Consider the following 17,920-nt stretch of genomic DNA (forward strand, 5'->3'; position numbering starts at 1 on the left):
CCAAACCTTACCATTCAGAACCTTTTAGTTTTATTTAAGCATTGTCGCAGTTAAAAATTCTCGTGTTCTCTCCTCTTTTGGATGATTGAAAAATTGTTCAGGTGTGCCGCGTTCAATAATTCTCCCATCATGCATATAGACAATCCAATCAGCTACCTCTTTTGCGAATCCCATTTCATGGGTTACAACAACCATAGTCATTCCTTCTTCAGCCAAATCTTTCATGGTTGTTAAAACCTCTCCCACAAGCTCAGGATCGAGTGCCGATGTTGGCTCATCAAAAAGCATAATGTCTGGTTCCATCGCAAGTGCTCTAGCAATCGCCACCCGTTGCTTTTGCCCCCCTGATAGTTTACTAGGATAGACATCCGACTTATCCTCCAAACCTACTTTTTTCAGTAATTGTTTTGCTTTGATGATAGCTTTTTCTTTGTCTACACCCTTTACCATAACAGGTGCTTCAATAATATTTTCTAAAACCGTTTTATGTGGGAATAAGTTGAAATTTTGAAACACCATCCCAACCTTTTCTCTAATCTTGTTAAGATCATCTGTCCGTGGATTGACTTCATTTCCCTCAATTATAATATTGCCATTATCTTTTCTTTCTAAAAAGTTCAAGCAGCGAAGGAGGGTGCTTTTTCCTGACCCACTCGATCCTATTAGACAAACAACATCGCTCTCGTAGACTGTCATGTCGATATTTTTCAATACATGTAAGTCTCCAAACGATTTATTCAATTGACTTATTTTAATCATTTCCTTAGTGTCCAATTTTTTCAGCTCCTATCTGTCGCTTACTGCTAATTTTAGTTCAGTTCGGTTCACTACAAATGTCATCAACGCTACCAGCAATAAATAGTAGACTGCTACAATGAGTAAGTAGGTCATTTCATCGAAATTATTCGACCCAAGTGTTGTCGCCACATTAAACAGCTCATTCATGGAGATAAATGCGGCTAACGATGAATCTTTTAAACTGATGATAAATTGATTGCCTAAAGGCGGCAACGCTCTACGGAATGCCTGTGGGAGAATAATCCTTCTTAATGTCAGTGTCTTTGTCATTCCCAACGAGCGTCCTGCTTCAAATTGGCCATTATCGACTGACTGAATTGCTCCACGAAGGATTTCAGAAATATAAGCTCCATTATGTAGCGCTAGAGCAAGTGAAGCAGCCCAAAAATCAGGAAGAAGGAAAATCCCGCTAATTCCGAAGTAGAGGATAAATATTTGAACAATCAGTGGTGTTCCTCGAACCAAATAGACATATATATCTGAAATAAGTTCTAAAATTTTTATATTAGAAATTTTTAATAAGGCAAAGACTAGTCCGATGATGATTCCCAGTAAGATAGAAACCACCGTCAGCTCTAATGTTAAAAGCATAGCTTTAAAGAATACACCTTTTGTTTCGATTAGTATTTGAAAAAAATGCGAAAAACTTGGCAAAGTACTACTTCCTTTCTTTTATAGCATTGGTTTATTCTGATTTTTTGGTAATGTCCTCACCAAAATATTTGATACTGATTTGAGTCAATGTTCCATTTTCCCGAAGTTGTTCCAAAGATTCATTAACTCGCTTCACTAGCTTTGGATTATCCTGAGGCAACACAATCGCTTGTTCACTGCGATTAATTAATTGCTGTCCCTTAATCTTAAAACCTTCCTTTTCAGCAGTTTTTCCTGTAACAAAATCTGTGATTACTGCATCATGACGCCCACTACTCAACGCCTTTAATGCCGTAATATCGCTGTCATATGTTTTGATGTTGTCTGTATACTTGGAAGCTGTATCGGCATATGTTGATCCTTTTGCAACAGCTACTTCCTTTCCCTCTAAATCTTCAACAGTCCTAATTTTACTATCCGGTCTGGTGAAAATTTTCGGTCCTGAATAATAATAGGGGGTAGAGAAAGAAACATGTTTACTCCGCTGCGGGTTAATCGTGTGACTTGCAACGGCTGCATCCGCTCTTCCTGTTTTCACCCCTTCCACAATCCCTTTGAACTTGATTCGTTTCTGAACCGGCTCAAGGCCCATTTCCTTTGCAATCGCTTCTCCAACCTCAATATCAAAGCCCGACATTGTAAGATCGTCATTTATATAACTAAATGGCTTAAATTCACCAGAAGTAGCAAAAACAAATTGATTTTTATTGATCAGTTCAGATCCATCTTCAAGCTTCTGCTTCTCTCCACAACCAGATAACAAGCAGACTACGATTGTGCTAAAGACCAATAGTAACTTTTTACTCAACAACATGTTGCTATAACTCCTTTCTCTTTCGTTTATTCCTACAATACCTCTTGCTATATAACTTGCTTATGCTAGTTAATACCCAATCCACTCCCAATAAAACAAAAAAGTATCAGGCACTTTTAATAGTGCCTGGTACTTTTTCTACAAAGTTCGCATTTCAGTGTGGTCGTTTTTACTCTCCAAGCCGGAAATAAAAAATGGGAAATTACGTTAAAATATATGCGTAAGTAGTTAAACAAAGGTAGTAATCAACCACTTTTTACTATATCCTGTGGCTTGTGCAACAACGATGATTAATTCTTTATAAAACGCTCTCTCCTTGAATTTTACGTAGATCCCTTTTGAATCGAGGACTTTAATTAAGAAAAGTACATTTTCAGACCGATTTTGTGTCGTCTCAATTACGACCACTTCATCGGATAAAATAGATGGATTTTCGGGTAACGCAAACGAGTAACAGAAAAATACCCTTCCTCTGTCATTGGATTAAACCGTTCGTAATCTAAGTAGCCACGGCCAAAGATGGACATGCATTCTTTGTCATCAATGAATACTTCTAAATGATGGTGGTTATTTTCGATGGCATTTGTCAGTACGGCTTAATCCGGATAACAATACCCTTTTTCCATATAGGCAAGGCGTAAATGAAGCTTCACACCAGATTTCGTTTTACGAAATTTTCGCCTACGGATAATTCGTTAAATTTAAATGTAATGATAAGATGAATTTTTTTATCTATCTACCTAATTGGGAGCATATCAAGAATAGCTGTCTGTTTTTCATAATAATACTTTTTAAACAGTTATTTATAGTAGAATTAATAATAACGTTATTGCAAGAAATGGAGTGAATAAAATTGGGAAGGGAAGAAAAGAAACGACAAACTAAATTAGCTATAACAAACGCTGCCTTCAAATTATTTTCGGAAAACGGATATGAGTCGACAAGGGTTGAAGATATTGTGAAATTAGCTGGAGTTTCTAAGGGTACTTTTTTTAATTATTTTCCGACAAAAGAGGCAGTCATAGAAGATTTTGAAAGATTTTCAATCTATTCGGAAGCTGAAAAATTAATGAATATCACAAGTCCAGTAGTACCTAAACTACTCTCTTCGTTAATTAATATCGTACATAATTTAAACTATACAAGGTCATTAAGAAGAGCAACTTTAATGGCAACTCTCTCAAGTGCTAATAATTTAAATAATCACATAGATAATATGAATAATCTTCGTGCTTTATTGATTCCGATTTTTAAGTACGGACAGGAAACAGGGGAATTTACACAAAAATTATCCCCTGAAACACTGGCAGACTTAACTATTCAAATGTTTATTGGTGTATTAACCCACTGGTGTCTTGGTGGTGGCGAAGATGATCTTATTACACAACTTATGATGAGTTTTGATGTTTTCTTTAAAGGAATATCATCATAAAGATCCTGTTGATTTCCAAAGTAATCCTGCGAGAATAGCCTGTGTTATAAAAACTCGCAGGGATGTTGTCAAAGAGAGAATTGGAGACAAGCAGAGAACTAATATATACTCTTCTTATTAAATTTATTCACTAAACCTTGAGAACGTCTATGATTTGTCCCAGAGAATAGTAGACTAATAACCGGTAATTTTTGAATAATAAAATACGATATTAAATGGCTAAATACGATCCCCAATAGTGATGCTAATACGAATTTTATATAGCCTGAAACAGGTACACTAATTAAAATATATTGAATTCCAATTAAAACCGGAATATGAATAATATAAACACAAAAGGAATTTTTAGATAAAGCCTCAATCCATTTTGATTTTCTATTTAATTTACGTTGAAATAATTCAATTAAACCAATTGAAAGTCCTGTACATAAAAAGGTCTCATAGATTGTATAAATAAGTGAACTATTATCCCATCCACCCCTTGAATGTGGTACAAACCCAATTACATTTAAAGCAATTAATAAAACTCCTATAAATAACCATAAATTACCAACATTTTTAGGGATATGATAAATCCAGTTATTATTAGCAGCTGTTATTCCCAAAACTACAAATGCTAAATATTGAGGAAAGTGTGCATACTCCATTTGGATAAAACCTAGAACACCAATCCATTCATCAATCGAATAACTTGTTCGAACTAAAAAAGTGATTAACGATATGATAATAACAAATATAAAAATATGTTTATGTGTTGGGGAAATTAAAATTTTTGGTAAATTAATTTTTTTAAAAAGATTCATTAATACTAGATATATCAGTGAATAAATAAGAAGATGTTCAATAAACCAAAGATGGCCAAAATTTAAGTCTGGCCAAGATGGTCCTGCCCAATTCAATGGCTTTTCACTAAATCCTAGATAAATATTTTTATAGTATTCATATAACGATAGGTGAGGGTAACCACGAAATTCATTATAATAAAAGTACATTATTAAAGGAATTATTACTATAAATCCAAATAATAAAGGTATACCAATTCTCTTCAATCGATCTTTCAAAAAACCTATACTCCCTTTGTGTTTATACGCAAGAGGTATAAAATAAGCAGAAAGAAAAAAATAAAGACTCATATTAAAGGCCGAATTTATCCCAAAAAAAACGCCCAAGTCAGAATCGACACCCAAATCTCGTACATACCAAAAACCATTTGCCCCGCCATAAGGTTGACCTGCATGGTGGACAATTACAGTGCAAGAAAGAAACACTTTTAAAAAATCCATAAAATGTATACGTGTATTAGACAACTCACATTTCCCCTTTTTGGAAATAACTTCTAAACTATTTATAATACTTTTTATACTCGCGGTCAATATTTATTTTATTATATTATTGATTAAATTTTAGAATATTTATTTTATGATTATTAATTATGACTACAGGTCAATTTATATATGGTTGATTACGTGGAATTTCACATTAATATAAAATGTTTAGGGAAAAATAAAAAAGGAGCAGATTGTAAGTGGAAATTCTAGTAGTTATAGGTCCTTTAAAACGTAAAAAAATATCATTGTCCGTACCCTTCTAATTGGAAAAAAAGTCGATTAAGAGGAATGGAAAGGATACTTACAATAATACAAGTTCATCTTATCAAATTTTTGTATTAGGAGAAGGGTTATTCGTTACGGAAAATAGCAAATGAAACGGGACCTGATTTTAAAACCGTACAAAATACGTGGAGCAACAGGATTTTTAATCTGAAACTAGGGAAGCGTAAAACCGTGTCAAAAAGATAGATGTATATACAGCTTTCTCTATTAATTATGAAGCAAAATAAATGACTAATCATATTGATAATGATTAGTCGTTTATTCAAAAAGCCCTTATTTATGATAAGGTTCCCCCTTCATAATCCTAAAACTACGGTAAATCTGCTCGACTAGCACAAGCTTCATGAGCTGGTGAGGAAGTGTCATCTTACCAAAAGATTGTTGCTCATCTGCACGCTTTAACACATCATCATGCAGACCGAGGGAGCCGCCGATGACGAAGGCAATTTTGCTTTTGCCGTAGGTCATGAGGGATTCGATGTCGGCAGCCATTTGTTCGGAGGTTTTCATTTTGCCGTTGATGGCTAGGGCGATTACGTAAGCATCTGGGCTAATTTTCGCCAGGATGCGTTCGCCCTCTTTTTTCTTGACGATATCCATTTCAGCTTCACTTAGTTGTTCAGGTGCCTTTTCGTCTGGCACTTCAACCAAATCCATTTTTGCATAGCCGCCAAGACGTTTTACGTACTCATCGATCCCCATTTTTAAGTACTTTTCTTTTAGCTTGCCGACTGATACAATCGTTATATTCACACGTTATCCACCTTTACAATTCATTTACAAACAAATTATCCACAAAAGTTATCAACATATCCACATGTCATTTCTATATATTGTGTAAAGTTATTTACTTGATACAATATATTCTGCTGCCTGTTCACAGTAGCTACACTTTGTGGATAACTTTTTATCCTCTTCGATTTTATCCATAATTGGGAACACTTTTTGTTCTGCTACAAACATGTCTAAAGCGTGATCTATATGGCTTTCACAGCTGTACTTTTCCATTTTTTGATGTCTCCTTATTTTCCGAAATTTCCACAAACTTATTCACAAATCAGTCTATGTTATCCACAATCTATTGTAACAAAGTAATAGCAGGTATGGAAGAAGTGCCTTTTACTCCCGATTTGCTGTGCGGAAATAGTATTCACAATTTTCTAGTTATCCACAATATTTCATAAAAGTATTTTCTCCATCCTCATAAAAAAGCGATGAAGACCGATTAGATCTCCATCGCTTTTCATATTCTTTACAATGTATTACCGTTTGTTAATGTTAGTGATAGCTCGACTAATTTACCTTGACGGTACACTTTTAATGTTAGCTTATCACCAATTTTTTTGTCATTATATAAATGCTTGCGTAAATCAATGGTTGTTTCAATTTTTTGACCATCCATCTCTACAATAACATCGTATTGTTGAACCCCTGCTTTTAAGGCTGGTGAGTTATTCATGACATCTGTTACAACAACACCTGTTGTCACTTCTGCAGGTAATTTTAATGTTTGTTGTTGATAGAATGATGGCACATCTGTTAAATCTGCAAGTGAAACTCCCATTGTTGGACGTTTCATTTCTCCATTTTTCTCTAGCTCCTCGATAATTGGAATAGCTGAATTAATTGGAATAGAGAACCCTAAACCTTCAACTGAGGATTCAGCGATTTTCATGGAGTTAATTCCTACTAATTCTCCAGCTAAGTTTACAAGTGCTCCACCACTATTCCCTGGGTTAATCGCAGCATCTGTTTGCAAGACTTCTTGTTGCCAATCTTCTGTGCCATCACCATTTAAGTCTACTGGTACAGAACGGTCTTTACCTGAAACAACACCAGTTGTCACAGAACCATAGAAGTCTAAACCAAGTGGGTTACCAATGGCAATCACTGTTTCACCTTGTTTTAATACATCCGAATTCCCGAATGTCGCAACTGTTTTAACATTTTTAGAGTTAATAGAAATAACTGCAAGGTCCGTCCAAACATCGTGACCCACTAATTGTGCAGGTTCTTTTGTTCCGTCTGGCATTGTGACCTCTAACTGCTTTGCCCCTTCAATAACATGGTTATTTGTGATGATAAAGGCTTTGTCACCTTCAATTTTATAAACAACACCTGAACCGCTTCCTGCTTCTTTTGTTGTCGTTGATGGTGGGCTCCAAAAACCTCCGCTTGTGACTTCTTGAATATTTGTGATACCGACAACTGCTTGTGAGGCTTTATCAACTGCAGTTGTCACATCTGTTGTTACTTCTGTAGCTACCTGATTAATTGTTGTGTTATTTTTTCCTGTATTACTTGTTGTTGTTCCAGGCATTTGATTGACAAGTCCTGGTAGCATAAGCCACACAAGTAAAGCACCTATAATGACACCGACCAGACCACTAAAGAAATAGCCGCCTTTACCTCCTCCACCTTTCTTTTTCATGCGCTTAGTCTGCATTTCTTGCTCCTCGCGCTCTAGTCTTTCTTGAAGAGGTGATTTCGGTACTTCATCCTTTTTAAGGAAATCACTGTTTTTATCATCATCTTGGAAATAGCTCATGTTCGTCATCCTTTCCTTTGAGTGCTATCTAATTAGTTGTTACCCTAATCTTACGATTCAAACATTAAAATCAGATGAAAAACAAATAAAATAGGCATAAAAAAAGCTGCTCAATGCATTTTTTTATGCGTTGAACAGCTTCAAATTTTATCTAAATAGCCTATGATTAAACCGTCACCAATTTTGTTGGTTCTTCTGCATCCGTATCAAATAGATGAACATGCTCACCAACAAGGATGCCACAAGATTGTAAGGTTTGTGCGACACTCATACGTGCTAGCTCTTTCATATTATTATCTTTACTTAAATGTGAAAGATAAATATTGGTCGTCTTATCAAATACAACCTCACTCATTGCAATTGCTGCATCCTCATTAGACACATGTCCTACATCACTTAAAATACGACGTTTAATAGACCAAGGATAGCGTCCCATTTGTAGCATATTGACATCATGATTACTTTCAAAGACAAAAGAATCAGCGCCTCGAATAATTCCTTTCATACGATCACTGACATAGCCTGTATCTGTAATAATAACAAGCTTGCGATCATTTTCATGAAAAGTATAGAACATTGGATCTGCTGCATCGTGTGAAACAGCAAAGGATTCAACAGCTAAAGAACCAAAATGCTTCACTGTATCCATTTCAAATTCAAAACGTTGCTCTACTGGAATGTCCCCAATAAGCCCATCCATTGCCTGCCACGTTTTGGCATTTGCATAAATTGGTACATTATATTTCCGTGATAGTACACCAATTCCTTTAATATGATCACTATGCTCATGTGTAACAAAGATACCACTGAGCTGCTTCATATTACGGTCGATTTTTGTAAATAACTGCTCCATCTTTTTCCCACTAAGACCCGCATCAACGATAAAAGCATGATCGTCATTCTCTACATAAATCGAATTCCCTGTACTGCCACTTGCTAAAACACTAAATCGCATTATTCAACTCCCCAGTCTTCTTCTTCGCTCTCTTGCTTGTCCTCCTGGATTTCGATGACTTTACCTTCTACTGCATTCACAAAGTACTCCTCTTTTGTTCCATCAGATAATTTCACTTGAACTTCCCATGTTGGCACCAATACCTGAGTTCGTGTCAATTTAACAAGCGTTGAGTAACCTAGTTTCATTTGTGTAATGCGAGAATCTGGCTTGAGCGGTCCCTTTGCATACAAAGTTTGAATTATTTGAAGTGGTGGAATAACTGTTTCCTGCTGTTCCATTTCTTCAATATTATCAATCATTGTTTGTTCATACATTGTTACTTCGTTATTAGCATTCCATTTTATTTTTAATGAACCACTATAATAGAACATTCGATTGTTTGTCTTTTGGAAAAAAATCGCGACTCGTTCTTCGCGGTCTACTTTCCATAAAGCATAAGATGCACCTTCAATGATGTTTGCCAGGGCAAAATCTGTAAAGCTTGCATCATCACTTACATTACGTAATTTAACAGGCCTCATAAAAATAACACGAGCCTTTGTATTATTATCATCCTTAAATTTAACTTGCTGGTTACTATTACTAAATTCGTCTGGTGTGAATTTATGCACTTGAGCTGTCATATACGAAGCAGATTCAATATTATTTGGTAATGTACCATACGTAATATTATCATCCTTTAAACGGGCTTCTATTGTTCTTTCACCTGGTACCTCAATATCTTTCGCTTCATTATAGCGATTGACATAAAGTGAATACAAGAAGATGTTCAGTATTAAAAAAACGAATATAAAAATAGATTTTGTTCTATTCCAATCCATTTTTAACACCTCCTAATACTTCAGGAGTCAGTTTAGTCCATGTACCATTACGAATAACAAACCAACAAGGTTCAAATATAAATATATTCTGTTCTTGATTTTGTGTTAAATAATAGCCTAAGACGATTTCGTCGATATCAGACAGAGGAATACTGTTAGCGCTTTTTAATCTCTCTGCGATCTCCGCACCTGATGCTAATTCTTTGATTTCTTTCTCCAATGATATATCCATATCCAATGAGAAGTATGGACGCTTATAATGGAAAATTCGACTATCTCCCCAAATCGTTGTCATTCGTGTAATAACATGATTGCTATAGACAGGGAAACCTTGCAAATACATTTGATAGTCTATTTGATTTTTATTGGTATTGGATGCAGCATAGCGGAAATCTGCCGTAAATCCTCCATGCTCATTAATAAATTCAAAGCTATCCTTTAAAAGCTTGGATGGCTCGACTCTAATACTACTTTCTGCAGCAGGATAAACATAGTTTAATGATTTAAGATTTGTTTCTAAGGTCATTAACGACATACCATCTGTATATTTTTCAGAGGATGCACTTTCCACATTCCGCTGCACAATATTTGGATCTGGGAATAATACATTTTTAAATAGTTCTGGCGTAATATCCTCAATAAAATACGTATATTTTACAGATTCAATATTACTGTTCGCCAAATAAAGAGATGTATAGCCTTCTCTTTCTACTTCTTTAAAAACCTCATATTTTTTGGCAGGCTCTATGACTTCCTGTATAAATTGATTCATGTTTGGCACACTGACATGTGAGCGGAATAATGATTGGTTATTACCACTAATGTAATACAACATCAATTCTTTACTATTGTAATTACTCCAATCTATAATCATACGATTGAACGTTGTTTCTGGTAATTCCTTATCAGTGAACTGAAAGGTTGTGTTAAAAGCTGAAAAAGGAATCTCTCCTGTAAAAAATATTGTCATTCGATGATCTGCGCCAATAATTTGATTCACATAGTTTGCAGAAAGATTATTGTTTACAGACACCAAATCTAAAACATTCCAGCCTTTAAATACTTTCATCATGTCTTTCATAGCTGCATTAGAAACTGTGCCTGTAAACTCTTCTTCAGATCGGAAAATAGCCTTGTATGGTCGAATAATATCCTCCATATCCTTTTGCGGCTTAATTAAAATTTCCTCGCCCTCTGTTTTTTCAATATATTTATAATCAGGTGTATAGGTCCAAATTAAAAAAGTTAAAATCACACTCAGCATAACAAGTAGAAATAATACAACAGATTTAACTGGCTCTATATATTTCATTCCCACTCACCTGCCTCACCAAATTCATCTGCATCATATGGTAATGTGAAGAAAATTGTTGTACCCTGTCCTTCTTCACTTTCAGCCCAAATCTTACCGCCGTGTGCTTCAATCATTTCCCGCGCAATAGCTAATCCCAAGCCTGTTCCTCCCATAGAACGAGCACGGGCACGATCCACACGATAGAAGCGATCAAAAATACGGCCAACATTTTCTTTAGGAATACCCATGCCATCATCTGAAATCATGACTTTCAACATGTCATCCTGTCCCGTAAAGCCAAAGCGAATATTGCCACCATCTGGAGAATATTTAATAGCATTGGAAATGATATTATCAATAACCTGTGTGATTTTATCCGTATCAATTTCTACATAAAAGGAGGTTTCAGGGAATAATCGTTCAAAATGTACCTTGTCAGACTTAGACATTTCAAATCTGTCTATAATGCGGTTAAAGAATGAATTAAATAAGACAATATCTTTATTCAACTCGTAATCTGAACTATCCATTCTTGATAACTGCAGTAAATCATTTACTAGACGAATCATACGCTCTGTTTCGGTTTGTGTCACATTTAAAAACGTAGGAGCAATATTTTCATCTTTCCATGCACCATCTGCAAGTGCCTCTAAATAACTGCGCATTGTTGTTAATGGCGTTCTTAACTCATGTGATACATTCGATACGAATTCCCGACGATCCATTTCAATCTTTTCTTGCTCTGTTATATCGTGCAAAACAGTAATCAGACCATTAATAAAGCCTGTTTCTTTTTGAATAACAGAGAAATTAGCACGAAGTATATAGGGAGCATCCGCTGTACTGAAGTTTAAATTCACGGCATCATTCATATGAATTAAGTCTTCAAAACTATATTCCTGATCAATCCCCAATACAGAGGCGATAGGACGCCCTAATGTAATATCTCTTGAAATATGCAGTAATTCCAATGCAGGGTCATTAATGAGAATAATACGTCCCTTACGATCTGTTGCAATTACACCATCTGTCATATTACTTAGAACTGAATCGAGCTTTCGACGTTCAGCTTCTGTGGTCGATTGTGCTTCCTGCAAACGATTGGTTAGATGATTAAAGGTGATGGCTAGCTGGCCGATTTCATCTGTACCATATACACGTACCTTTCGAGAGTAGTTCCCCTTCGCCATTGCCTGAGCCTGCTTTCGCATATCAGCAATAGGCTGTGTAATCGTTCTTGCCACAAGAATACCTAAGAAGATGGTAATGACCAAGGACATTGCCGTACCACCAAGGAAAATCTGATTAATATCATTCATTTGTTCAAAAACTGATTCAATATTGGCTTCAATATAGAGTACACCAATGATTTCATCGTCTGGTCCTGCACCCGCACGAATGGGATTCGCTAATACCCACACACGATTTCTCGTCTTATTGTCCAGCTTAATAATATCAAACAATGTTTCGGCAGATATCGCTCGACGTACAAGGTCAGTATTAGAGCGCTGACCTATTAAATTTTGGTTTTCAAGCTCAGATGTTGCAAGTATTCTTTGTCTATTGTCAATGACACGAATTTCTAAAATATCACCATTTGAAACATCCCTTAAACCAGTAGAAAACTCCATAACAATTGACTTTAGGCTCTCCTCTAGTTTAGGCATGCTTTCATCGCGTTCCTTTAAAATTTCCTCACGAAGACTATATTGCATCAAGTCAACTCGCTGAAAAATGGAATCTTGGAAGTTGCTCTTCAAATTTCTTTCTAATTCACGAGCGAAATAGATACCGATAATTTGTAAAGCAAGCAATATTAATAAAATATAAATCAGCACTAGTTTGACATGAATGGATTTAAAGAAGCTCACTTTCTGCATTCCTATTACTCCTGTTCAGGATTTCGTAAATAATAACCTACACCACGTCGTGTGACAATCCAAGCGGGATGACTAGGATTATCCTCAATTTTTTCACGTAAACGGCGAATTGTTACATCAACAGTTCGTACATCACCAAAGTAATCATAGCCCCATACTGTTTGTAGGAGATGCTCCCGTGTCATTACTTGTCCAATATGTTTCCCTAAATAATGAAGTAACTCAAATTCTCGATGTGTCAATTCAATTGCTTCATCACGCTTCATTACTAAATAAGCATCTGGTTGAATAACAAGTGAACCTACGACAATCTCATTCGACTCTTCCTCAGCCTCTTCTGCTGTTGGAGCGACTACTTGTAAACGGCGCATATTGGCCTTTACACGTGCAATCAGCTCTCTTGTACTAAATGGCTTTGTAACATAATCATCTGCACCCATCTCTAATCCTAATACTTTATCAATCTCAGAGCCTTTAGCTGTTAGCATAATAATCGGAAAATCGTATTTTTTACGTACTTCTCTACAAACTTCCATTCCATCACGCTTTGGCAGCATAATATCTAAAAGCATTAAATCTGGTTGCTCTTCCTCTACTTTCTTTAATGCCTCATCACCATCATAAGCACAAATAACTTTATAGCCTTCTTTTATTAAATTAAATTGCAAAATATCTGCGATTGGTTTCTCATCATCAACAACTAAAATTGTTTTATTCATACATACTCTCCCTTTCGCTTCTTATCTATTCTTAAACAATGTGTATTTGTAAATTCACTACTCTTAACTCTATCATGCTTTCGGATTCTATGCATTAATCGATATTCAATCCCTCTAATACTGTGACAAAAAGCGATGTAATTCAACAATTATTTCTCGGGAAATAATAGAAAAAGACAGTCCATTATTCGGACTGCCTTCTATTCAACATGTTTTATCGGCCTACATAAGATAACGGATTTTCTAATGAACCGTTCTTTTCAACTTCAAAGTGCAAATGTGTACCTGTCGAATTTCCAGTGGAACCCATAATACCAATCACAGAACCTTTTTCCACTACTTGTCCGACTTCAACATTAATTGAAGATAAATGTCCATAAAGTGTTGTAAAACCATTATTGTGATTAATAACAATACGATTACCATAGGTGCCAGAAGTGCCAGCAGCAACAACTACACCATTATCAGCAGCTAAAATATTATAGTTACTTGGTCGAGCGATATCGATACCACGATGGAAGGCTCCCCAACGTTCACCCATACCACTTGAAATATAACCCCCGACTGCTGGCCATGCAAATTCTCCAGTTCCACGTGAAGAAATAACCTTTGTACCAACTACTTCAATTTCATCTACTGGTTGTTGAAGTATTTTTTCCTCTAAGGCAACTTTTGATGTCTGTGTACCATTTTCAGATGTTAATGCATAAGTTGTTTCTTTTTTTCCATTAACACCTTCTTGCTTGATGACCTTTTCACCTTTATACATTGTAGGATCTTCTTCAATTACTTTTTTAAACGGAATGACTTCCGCAACTTTCTTTTCCTTTTTTACTTCAAGTGTTACAAATGGCTTTGCCACAGTAACATTTATTTCTTGTCCAATTTGTAAAACTGTATCTACAGTAATACCAGGATTTAGAGCTAGTAGTTCACTTGTTGTTAAATTATGTTTTTTAGCAACTGACCCTAACACGTCTCCTGATTCAATTTTATATGTTTCTTGCTCAAGATAGCCTGTCATTAAAAACTTCACGGCTTGCTCAGGTGATAATATATCAGTTGGTGTCACTTTTTGTGATAACCCTGAAACGCCTTGTTTAAAGGAAACATTTAGAAGTCTAGCCTCACCATCTTTTAATTCTGGTAGATTATTGCTAGCTTGGCGTTTTGATAAGTTATCTAATTCTTGCTGAGAAACATATTGTAGCTTTAACATTTGAACAGTTTTCTCATAAGCTTCCGTATTCTTTAGTGATACTACTGGTTTATGATTTACTAATAATGTAAAGGCATCTGATTTGGCCACTAAAGATTGCTTAAGTTTTGATAATGTTTCTGCATCTTTTGTTTCATTTGTAAATACTTGTTCTGGGATTATTTTAACAGCTGAGCTAGCATCAATGGATAAACCTTTGAATTGCTGACTTGCCATTTTCTCTTTTGATGCAATTATTTCTTGAATTGCTTTCTCATCAGATACTGCACCAATATATTCATTCCCCACATAGACGTGGTAAATTTTATTTAAGTTTTCTTTGTTATATTCCTTAGCAAATCCCATGTTAATTGTTAGGCTTGTCATTAAAACTACAACGATTGAAGCCTTTTTAAAAGAAGAAAAATTGTAGGTGAATCTATTGTTTTCTTCTTTTCTCTTCCAAAACGAATTCATCAATAAAGCCCCTTCCAACTTTACCCTACTGTAGGATGATTTACCCACAAGGATTTTTTGCACCCCTATAATGTACCATAAAGAAAATGACGTTTGAACGATTTCACTCTTTTGTAATGTAAATGTATTATTTATCTACTTATTGTTACATAGAATATATTTTATATAGTTTATAAATACTGTAATTTTATTCATATATTGGTTCTCAAAATTAATTTAACTATCATCTGTATACTATTCTCAAATTTTTTCAAGTGAATTTTGACTTAATACTTTTTACTTTTTTAATATTCCGATAAAATATATATAGAAGGTACACTATTTGATTGGAGCGATTAAATTGAGTGATTCACAAACCTCTGAGATCACAACAAAAGTGTTGAGACCTCAGAAAAATAGCATGCGTAAAGTTTTTGCAAGAATTATTATGGTTTCGCTAGGCGCGATTATAATGGCATTGGGCTTGGAACTGTTTTTAGTACCCAACCACATTATGGATGGTGGTATCGTGGGTGTTTCCATTATCACATCTCATTTATTAAAATTACCCCTTGGTATTTTCATCTTCATTTTAAACTTACCTTTTATTTTTTTAGGCTATAAACAAATTGGTAAAACCTTTGCATTGTCCACAGGTCTAGGTATTACCGTACTTTCATTTTCAACACTTGCCTTACATAATATCCATCCATTTACGGAAGACACATTATTGGCAACAGTTTTTGGAGGAATGATTTTAGGAGTTGGTGTCGGAATTGTCATTCGTTATGGAGGTTCTTTGGATGGAACTGAAATATTAGCTATTTTAGCTAATAGCAAAACACCTTTTTCAGTTGGAGAAATCATCATGTTCTTCAATATCATTATTTTTACGGTGGCAGGATTTATTTTTAATTGGGAGCAAGCCATGTACTCCATCATTGCATACTATATTGCCTATAAAATGATTGATATTGTTATTCAAGGATTAGAAGAATCTAAATCGGTTTATATCATAAGTGATGACATTGATGAAATTGGACAAACGATTATGGATCGACTTGGTCGTGGCGTTACTTTCCTTCACGGAGAGGGAGCTTATACGGGGAATGACAAGAAAGTCATATTTACCGTTATTACTCGTTTAGAAGAATCTAAATTGAAAACAATCGTCGCTGAAATAGATGACAATGCTTTTCTAGCCATCGGTAATATCGCCGAGGTAAAAGGTGGTCGCTTTAAGAAGAAAGATATTCACTAAAAAAGGGCATGCCGCATTTGGCACGCCCTTTTCATTTTATTTCATTATGCTTCCCAAACGTCCACTAACACGTTTGTTTGCTCACGTGCAGGTCCAACAGAGAAAGTAGCAATTTGAATGCCCGTTAGTTCGCTGATACGCTCCACATAGCGGCGTGCATTTTCAGGTAGCTCTTCTAAAGTTCTGCAGCTTGTTACATCCTCTGACCAGCCTGGAAGCTCTTCATAAATCGGCTCACATTGTTCAATAATATGAAGATTTGCTGGATACTCTGTGATTGTTTCACCTTTATAGTTATAGGCTGTACAAATTTTTACTGTTTCTAAGCCCGATAAAACATCGATAGAGTTAAGAGCAAGATGAGTAATGCCACTTACACGGCGTGAGTGACGAACAACGACTGTGTCGAACCAGCCTACACGACGTGGACGACCTGTTGTTGTACCATATTCGCGACCAACCTCACGAATTTGTTGACCTACTTCATCGAACAACTCCGTTGGGAATGGTCCATCTCCTACTCGAGATGTATAGGCCTTAGATACACCAATAACGCTTGTTACGCGTGATGGCCCAACACCTGCACCAATCGCTACTCCCCCAGCAACAGGATTTGAAGATGTTACATATGGATACGTACCTTGATCGACATCAAGTAAAATTCCTTGTGCACCTTCGAATAGCACTTTACCGCCCTCATCAAGGACATCGTTCAAAATTTTAGACGTGTCCGTAACATACTTAGCAATTTCTTGTCCGTAACCATAGTATTCCTCGAAAATTTCTTCGAATGTTACGCCTTCAACTTCATAGAATTTCTCAAATAACTTATTTTTAATGGCTAAATTATGACGTAGTTTTTCCTCAAAGATTTCCTTATCAAGTAAGTCAGCCATACGGATCCCAATACGTGCTACTTTATCTTGATAACAAGGTCCAATACCTTTACAAGTTGTGCCGATTTTATTGTCTCCACGACTTTCTTCATCCGCAATATCTTGTTTAATATGATAAGGCAAAATCACATGTGCACGATTAGAAATACGTAGATTATCTGTATTAATACCACGCTCTTGTAAACCTTTAAGCTCTGTTACTAATGATTTTGGATTCACAACTAATCCATTACCAATTACTGAAGTTTTATCTTTATAGAAGATCCCTGATGGAATTAAATGTAATTTATAAGTTTCACCATCAATTTTAATGGTATGTCCTGCATTATCTCCACCGGCAAAACGAGCGATGGCATCGGCTTTGTGCGAAAGGAAATCTGTAATTTTACCTTTTCCTTCGTCTCCCCACTGTGTTCCTACAACTACTACTGATGTCATAATCAGCACCTCCGTTAGATACCTTTGTATCTCAATTTTCAAGCCTCAATTATTGTAACAATGATAGAAACAACTCGTCAATAAAAAATAGCGAAAAAACACGAACATAAAATCAAAAAATCTGATTCAACGTTCGTGTT

Annotated in this window: 16 protein-coding genes and 1 pseudogene; 2 read left to right on the forward strand and 15 right to left on the reverse strand. The window is 35.6% G+C overall.

Annotated elements, in window-relative coordinates:
• Positions 1-30: 30 nt before the first annotated feature.
• From L6W14_RS22725 to L6W14_RS22740, 4 genes and pseudogenes are all read right to left on the reverse strand, one after another.
• Complete coding sequence (locus L6W14_RS22725; RefSeq protein WP_167444822.1) at positions 31-759, reverse strand: amino acid ABC transporter ATP-binding protein; 729 nt, start codon at positions 757-759, stop codon at positions 31-33.
• A gap of 27 nt (positions 760-786) precedes the next feature.
• A complete protein-coding gene (locus L6W14_RS22730; protein WP_036077909.1) occupies positions 787-1,452 on the reverse strand; it encodes an amino acid ABC transporter permease in 666 nt (221 codons plus the stop codon).
• A gap of 31 nt (positions 1,453-1,483) precedes the next feature.
• The gene (locus L6W14_RS22735; protein WP_131521737.1) at positions 1,484-2,266 is read right to left on the reverse strand and encodes a transporter substrate-binding domain-containing protein; all 783 of its coding nucleotides are present in this window, start codon (positions 2,264-2,266) and stop codon (positions 1,484-1,486) included.
• Positions 2,267-2,599: 333 nt separating this feature from the next.
• Positions 2,600-2,943 (reverse strand): annotated as a pseudogene (locus tag L6W14_RS22740) (IS4 family transposase); the annotation flags it as partial.
• Positions 2,944-3,119: 176 nt separating this feature from the next.
• On the opposite strand from L6W14_RS22740, the gene L6W14_RS22745 reads away from it, so the two are divergent.
• Entirely contained in the window at positions 3,120-3,698 is a 579-nt protein-coding gene (locus L6W14_RS22745; protein ID WP_237898965.1) for a TetR/AcrR family transcriptional regulator, read from the forward strand.
• Positions 3,699-3,796: 98 nt separating this feature from the next.
• Here L6W14_RS22745 and L6W14_RS22750 read toward each other — a convergent pair whose 3' ends face one another.
• The 10 genes from L6W14_RS22750 to L6W14_RS22795 form a co-directional block, all read right to left on the reverse strand.
• A complete protein-coding gene (locus L6W14_RS22750; protein ID WP_237898966.1) occupies positions 3,797-5,005 on the reverse strand; it encodes an acyltransferase family protein in 1,209 nt (402 codons plus the stop codon).
• A 579-nt stretch (positions 5,006-5,584) separates the two neighbouring features.
• Positions 5,585-6,064, reverse strand: a complete 480-nt coding sequence (gene rlmH / locus L6W14_RS22755) for a 23S rRNA (pseudouridine(1915)-N(3))-methyltransferase RlmH (protein ID WP_016992305.1) — start codon at positions 6,062-6,064, stop codon at positions 5,585-5,587.
• Between the two features lie 90 nt (positions 6,065-6,154).
• Positions 6,155-6,319 (reverse strand): CxxH/CxxC protein, encoded by a 165-nt coding sequence (locus tag L6W14_RS22760; protein ID WP_004233391.1) that lies wholly within the window; start codon positions 6,317-6,319, stop codon positions 6,155-6,157.
• Positions 6,320-6,563: 244 nt separating this feature from the next.
• Entirely contained in the window at positions 6,564-7,859 is a 1,296-nt protein-coding gene (locus L6W14_RS22765; protein WP_131521735.1) for a S1C family serine protease, read from the reverse strand.
• 166 nt (positions 7,860-8,025) lie between these two features.
• Positions 8,026-8,814 carry an MBL fold metallo-hydrolase gene (locus tag L6W14_RS22770; RefSeq protein WP_131521734.1) on the reverse strand — a complete coding sequence of 263 codons (789 nt, stop codon included), beginning with the start codon at positions 8,812-8,814 and terminating at the stop codon, positions 8,026-8,028.
• Positions 8,814-9,638, reverse strand: coding sequence for a two-component system regulatory protein YycI (locus tag L6W14_RS22775; protein WP_004233387.1), 825 nt, complete (start codon positions 9,636-9,638; stop codon positions 8,814-8,816). Before L6W14_RS22775 ends, L6W14_RS22770 begins: the two co-directional genes overlap by 1 nt.
• On the reverse strand, positions 9,625-10,950 hold the full coding sequence (locus L6W14_RS22780) for a YycH family regulatory protein (RefSeq protein WP_131521733.1): 1,326 nt from the start codon (positions 10,948-10,950) through the stop codon (positions 9,625-9,627). The genes L6W14_RS22775 and L6W14_RS22780 overlap by 14 nt, the downstream gene beginning before the upstream one ends.
• Positions 10,947-12,812 carry a cell wall metabolism sensor histidine kinase WalK gene (walK, locus tag L6W14_RS22785; RefSeq protein ID WP_131521732.1) on the reverse strand — a complete coding sequence of 622 codons (1,866 nt, stop codon included), beginning with the start codon at positions 12,810-12,812 and terminating at the stop codon, positions 10,947-10,949. Before walK ends, L6W14_RS22780 begins: the two co-directional genes overlap by 4 nt.
• A 5-nt stretch (positions 12,813-12,817) precedes the next feature.
• The gene (gene yycF / locus L6W14_RS22790; RefSeq protein WP_131521731.1) at positions 12,818-13,531 is read right to left on the reverse strand and encodes a response regulator YycF; all 714 of its coding nucleotides are present in this window, start codon (positions 13,529-13,531) and stop codon (positions 12,818-12,820) included.
• A 214-nt stretch (positions 13,532-13,745) separates the two neighbouring features.
• Positions 13,746-15,206: a peptidoglycan DD-metalloendopeptidase family protein gene (locus L6W14_RS22795; RefSeq protein WP_131521730.1), complete on the reverse strand. Its 1,461-nt coding sequence runs from the start codon at positions 15,204-15,206 to the stop codon at positions 13,746-13,748.
• Between the two features lie 322 nt (positions 15,207-15,528).
• Between L6W14_RS22795 and L6W14_RS22800 the strand changes: the two genes are divergently transcribed.
• Complete coding sequence (locus L6W14_RS22800) at positions 15,529-16,446, forward strand: YitT family protein (protein ID WP_048395239.1); 918 nt, start codon at positions 15,529-15,531, stop codon at positions 16,444-16,446.
• A 44-nt stretch (positions 16,447-16,490) separates the two neighbouring features.
• Here the strand turns inward: L6W14_RS22800 and L6W14_RS22805 are convergent, their stop codons facing one another.
• Positions 16,491-17,780 carry an adenylosuccinate synthase gene (locus L6W14_RS22805; protein WP_004233375.1) on the reverse strand — a complete coding sequence of 430 codons (1,290 nt, stop codon included), beginning with the start codon at positions 17,778-17,780 and terminating at the stop codon, positions 16,491-16,493.
• Positions 17,781-17,920: the final 140 nt, after the last annotated feature.

Source organism: Lysinibacillus sp. ACHW1.5, from assembly GCF_022014815.1.
GTDB lineage: Bacteria > Bacillota > Bacilli > Bacillales_A > Planococcaceae > Lysinibacillus > Lysinibacillus capsici.

What these genes read in the sequence shown, in the direction of transcription:
- L6W14_RS22725 (WP_167444822.1), bottom strand. Translation starts at nt 759, where the DNA reads ATGATTAAAATAAGTCAATTGAATAAATCGTTTGGAGACTTACATGTA.
- L6W14_RS22735 (WP_131521737.1), bottom strand. Translation starts at nt 2,266, where the DNA reads ATGTTGTTGAGTAAAAAGTTACTATTGGTCTTTAGCACAATCGTAGTC.
- L6W14_RS22760 (WP_004233391.1), bottom strand. Translation starts at nt 6,319, where the DNA reads ATGGAAAAGTACAGCTGTGAAAGCCATATAGATCACGCTTTAGACATG.
- L6W14_RS22765 (WP_131521735.1), bottom strand. Translation starts at nt 7,859, where the DNA reads ATGAGCTATTTCCAAGATGATGATAAAAACAGTGATTTCCTTAAAAAG.
- L6W14_RS22770 (WP_131521734.1), bottom strand. Translation starts at nt 8,814, where the DNA reads ATGCGATTTAGTGTTTTAGCAAGTGGCAGTACAGGGAATTCGATTTAT.
- L6W14_RS22775 (WP_004233387.1), bottom strand. Translation starts at nt 9,638, where the DNA reads ATGGATTGGAATAGAACAAAATCTATTTTTATATTCGTTTTTTTAATA.
- L6W14_RS22780 (WP_131521733.1), bottom strand. Translation starts at nt 10,950, where the DNA reads ATGAAATATATAGAGCCAGTTAAATCTGTTGTATTATTTCTACTTGTT.
- walK (WP_131521732.1), bottom strand. Translation starts at nt 12,812, where the DNA reads ATGCAGAAAGTGAGCTTCTTTAAATCCATTCATGTCAAACTAGTGCTG.
- yycF (WP_131521731.1), bottom strand. Translation starts at nt 13,531, where the DNA reads ATGAATAAAACAATTTTAGTTGTTGATGATGAGAAACCAATCGCAGAT.
- L6W14_RS22795 (WP_131521730.1), bottom strand. Translation starts at nt 15,206, where the DNA reads ATGAATTCGTTTTGGAAGAGAAAAGAAGAAAACAATAGATTCACCTAC.
- L6W14_RS22805 (WP_004233375.1), bottom strand. Translation starts at nt 17,780, where the DNA reads ATGACATCAGTAGTAGTTGTAGGAACACAGTGGGGAGACGAAGGAAAA.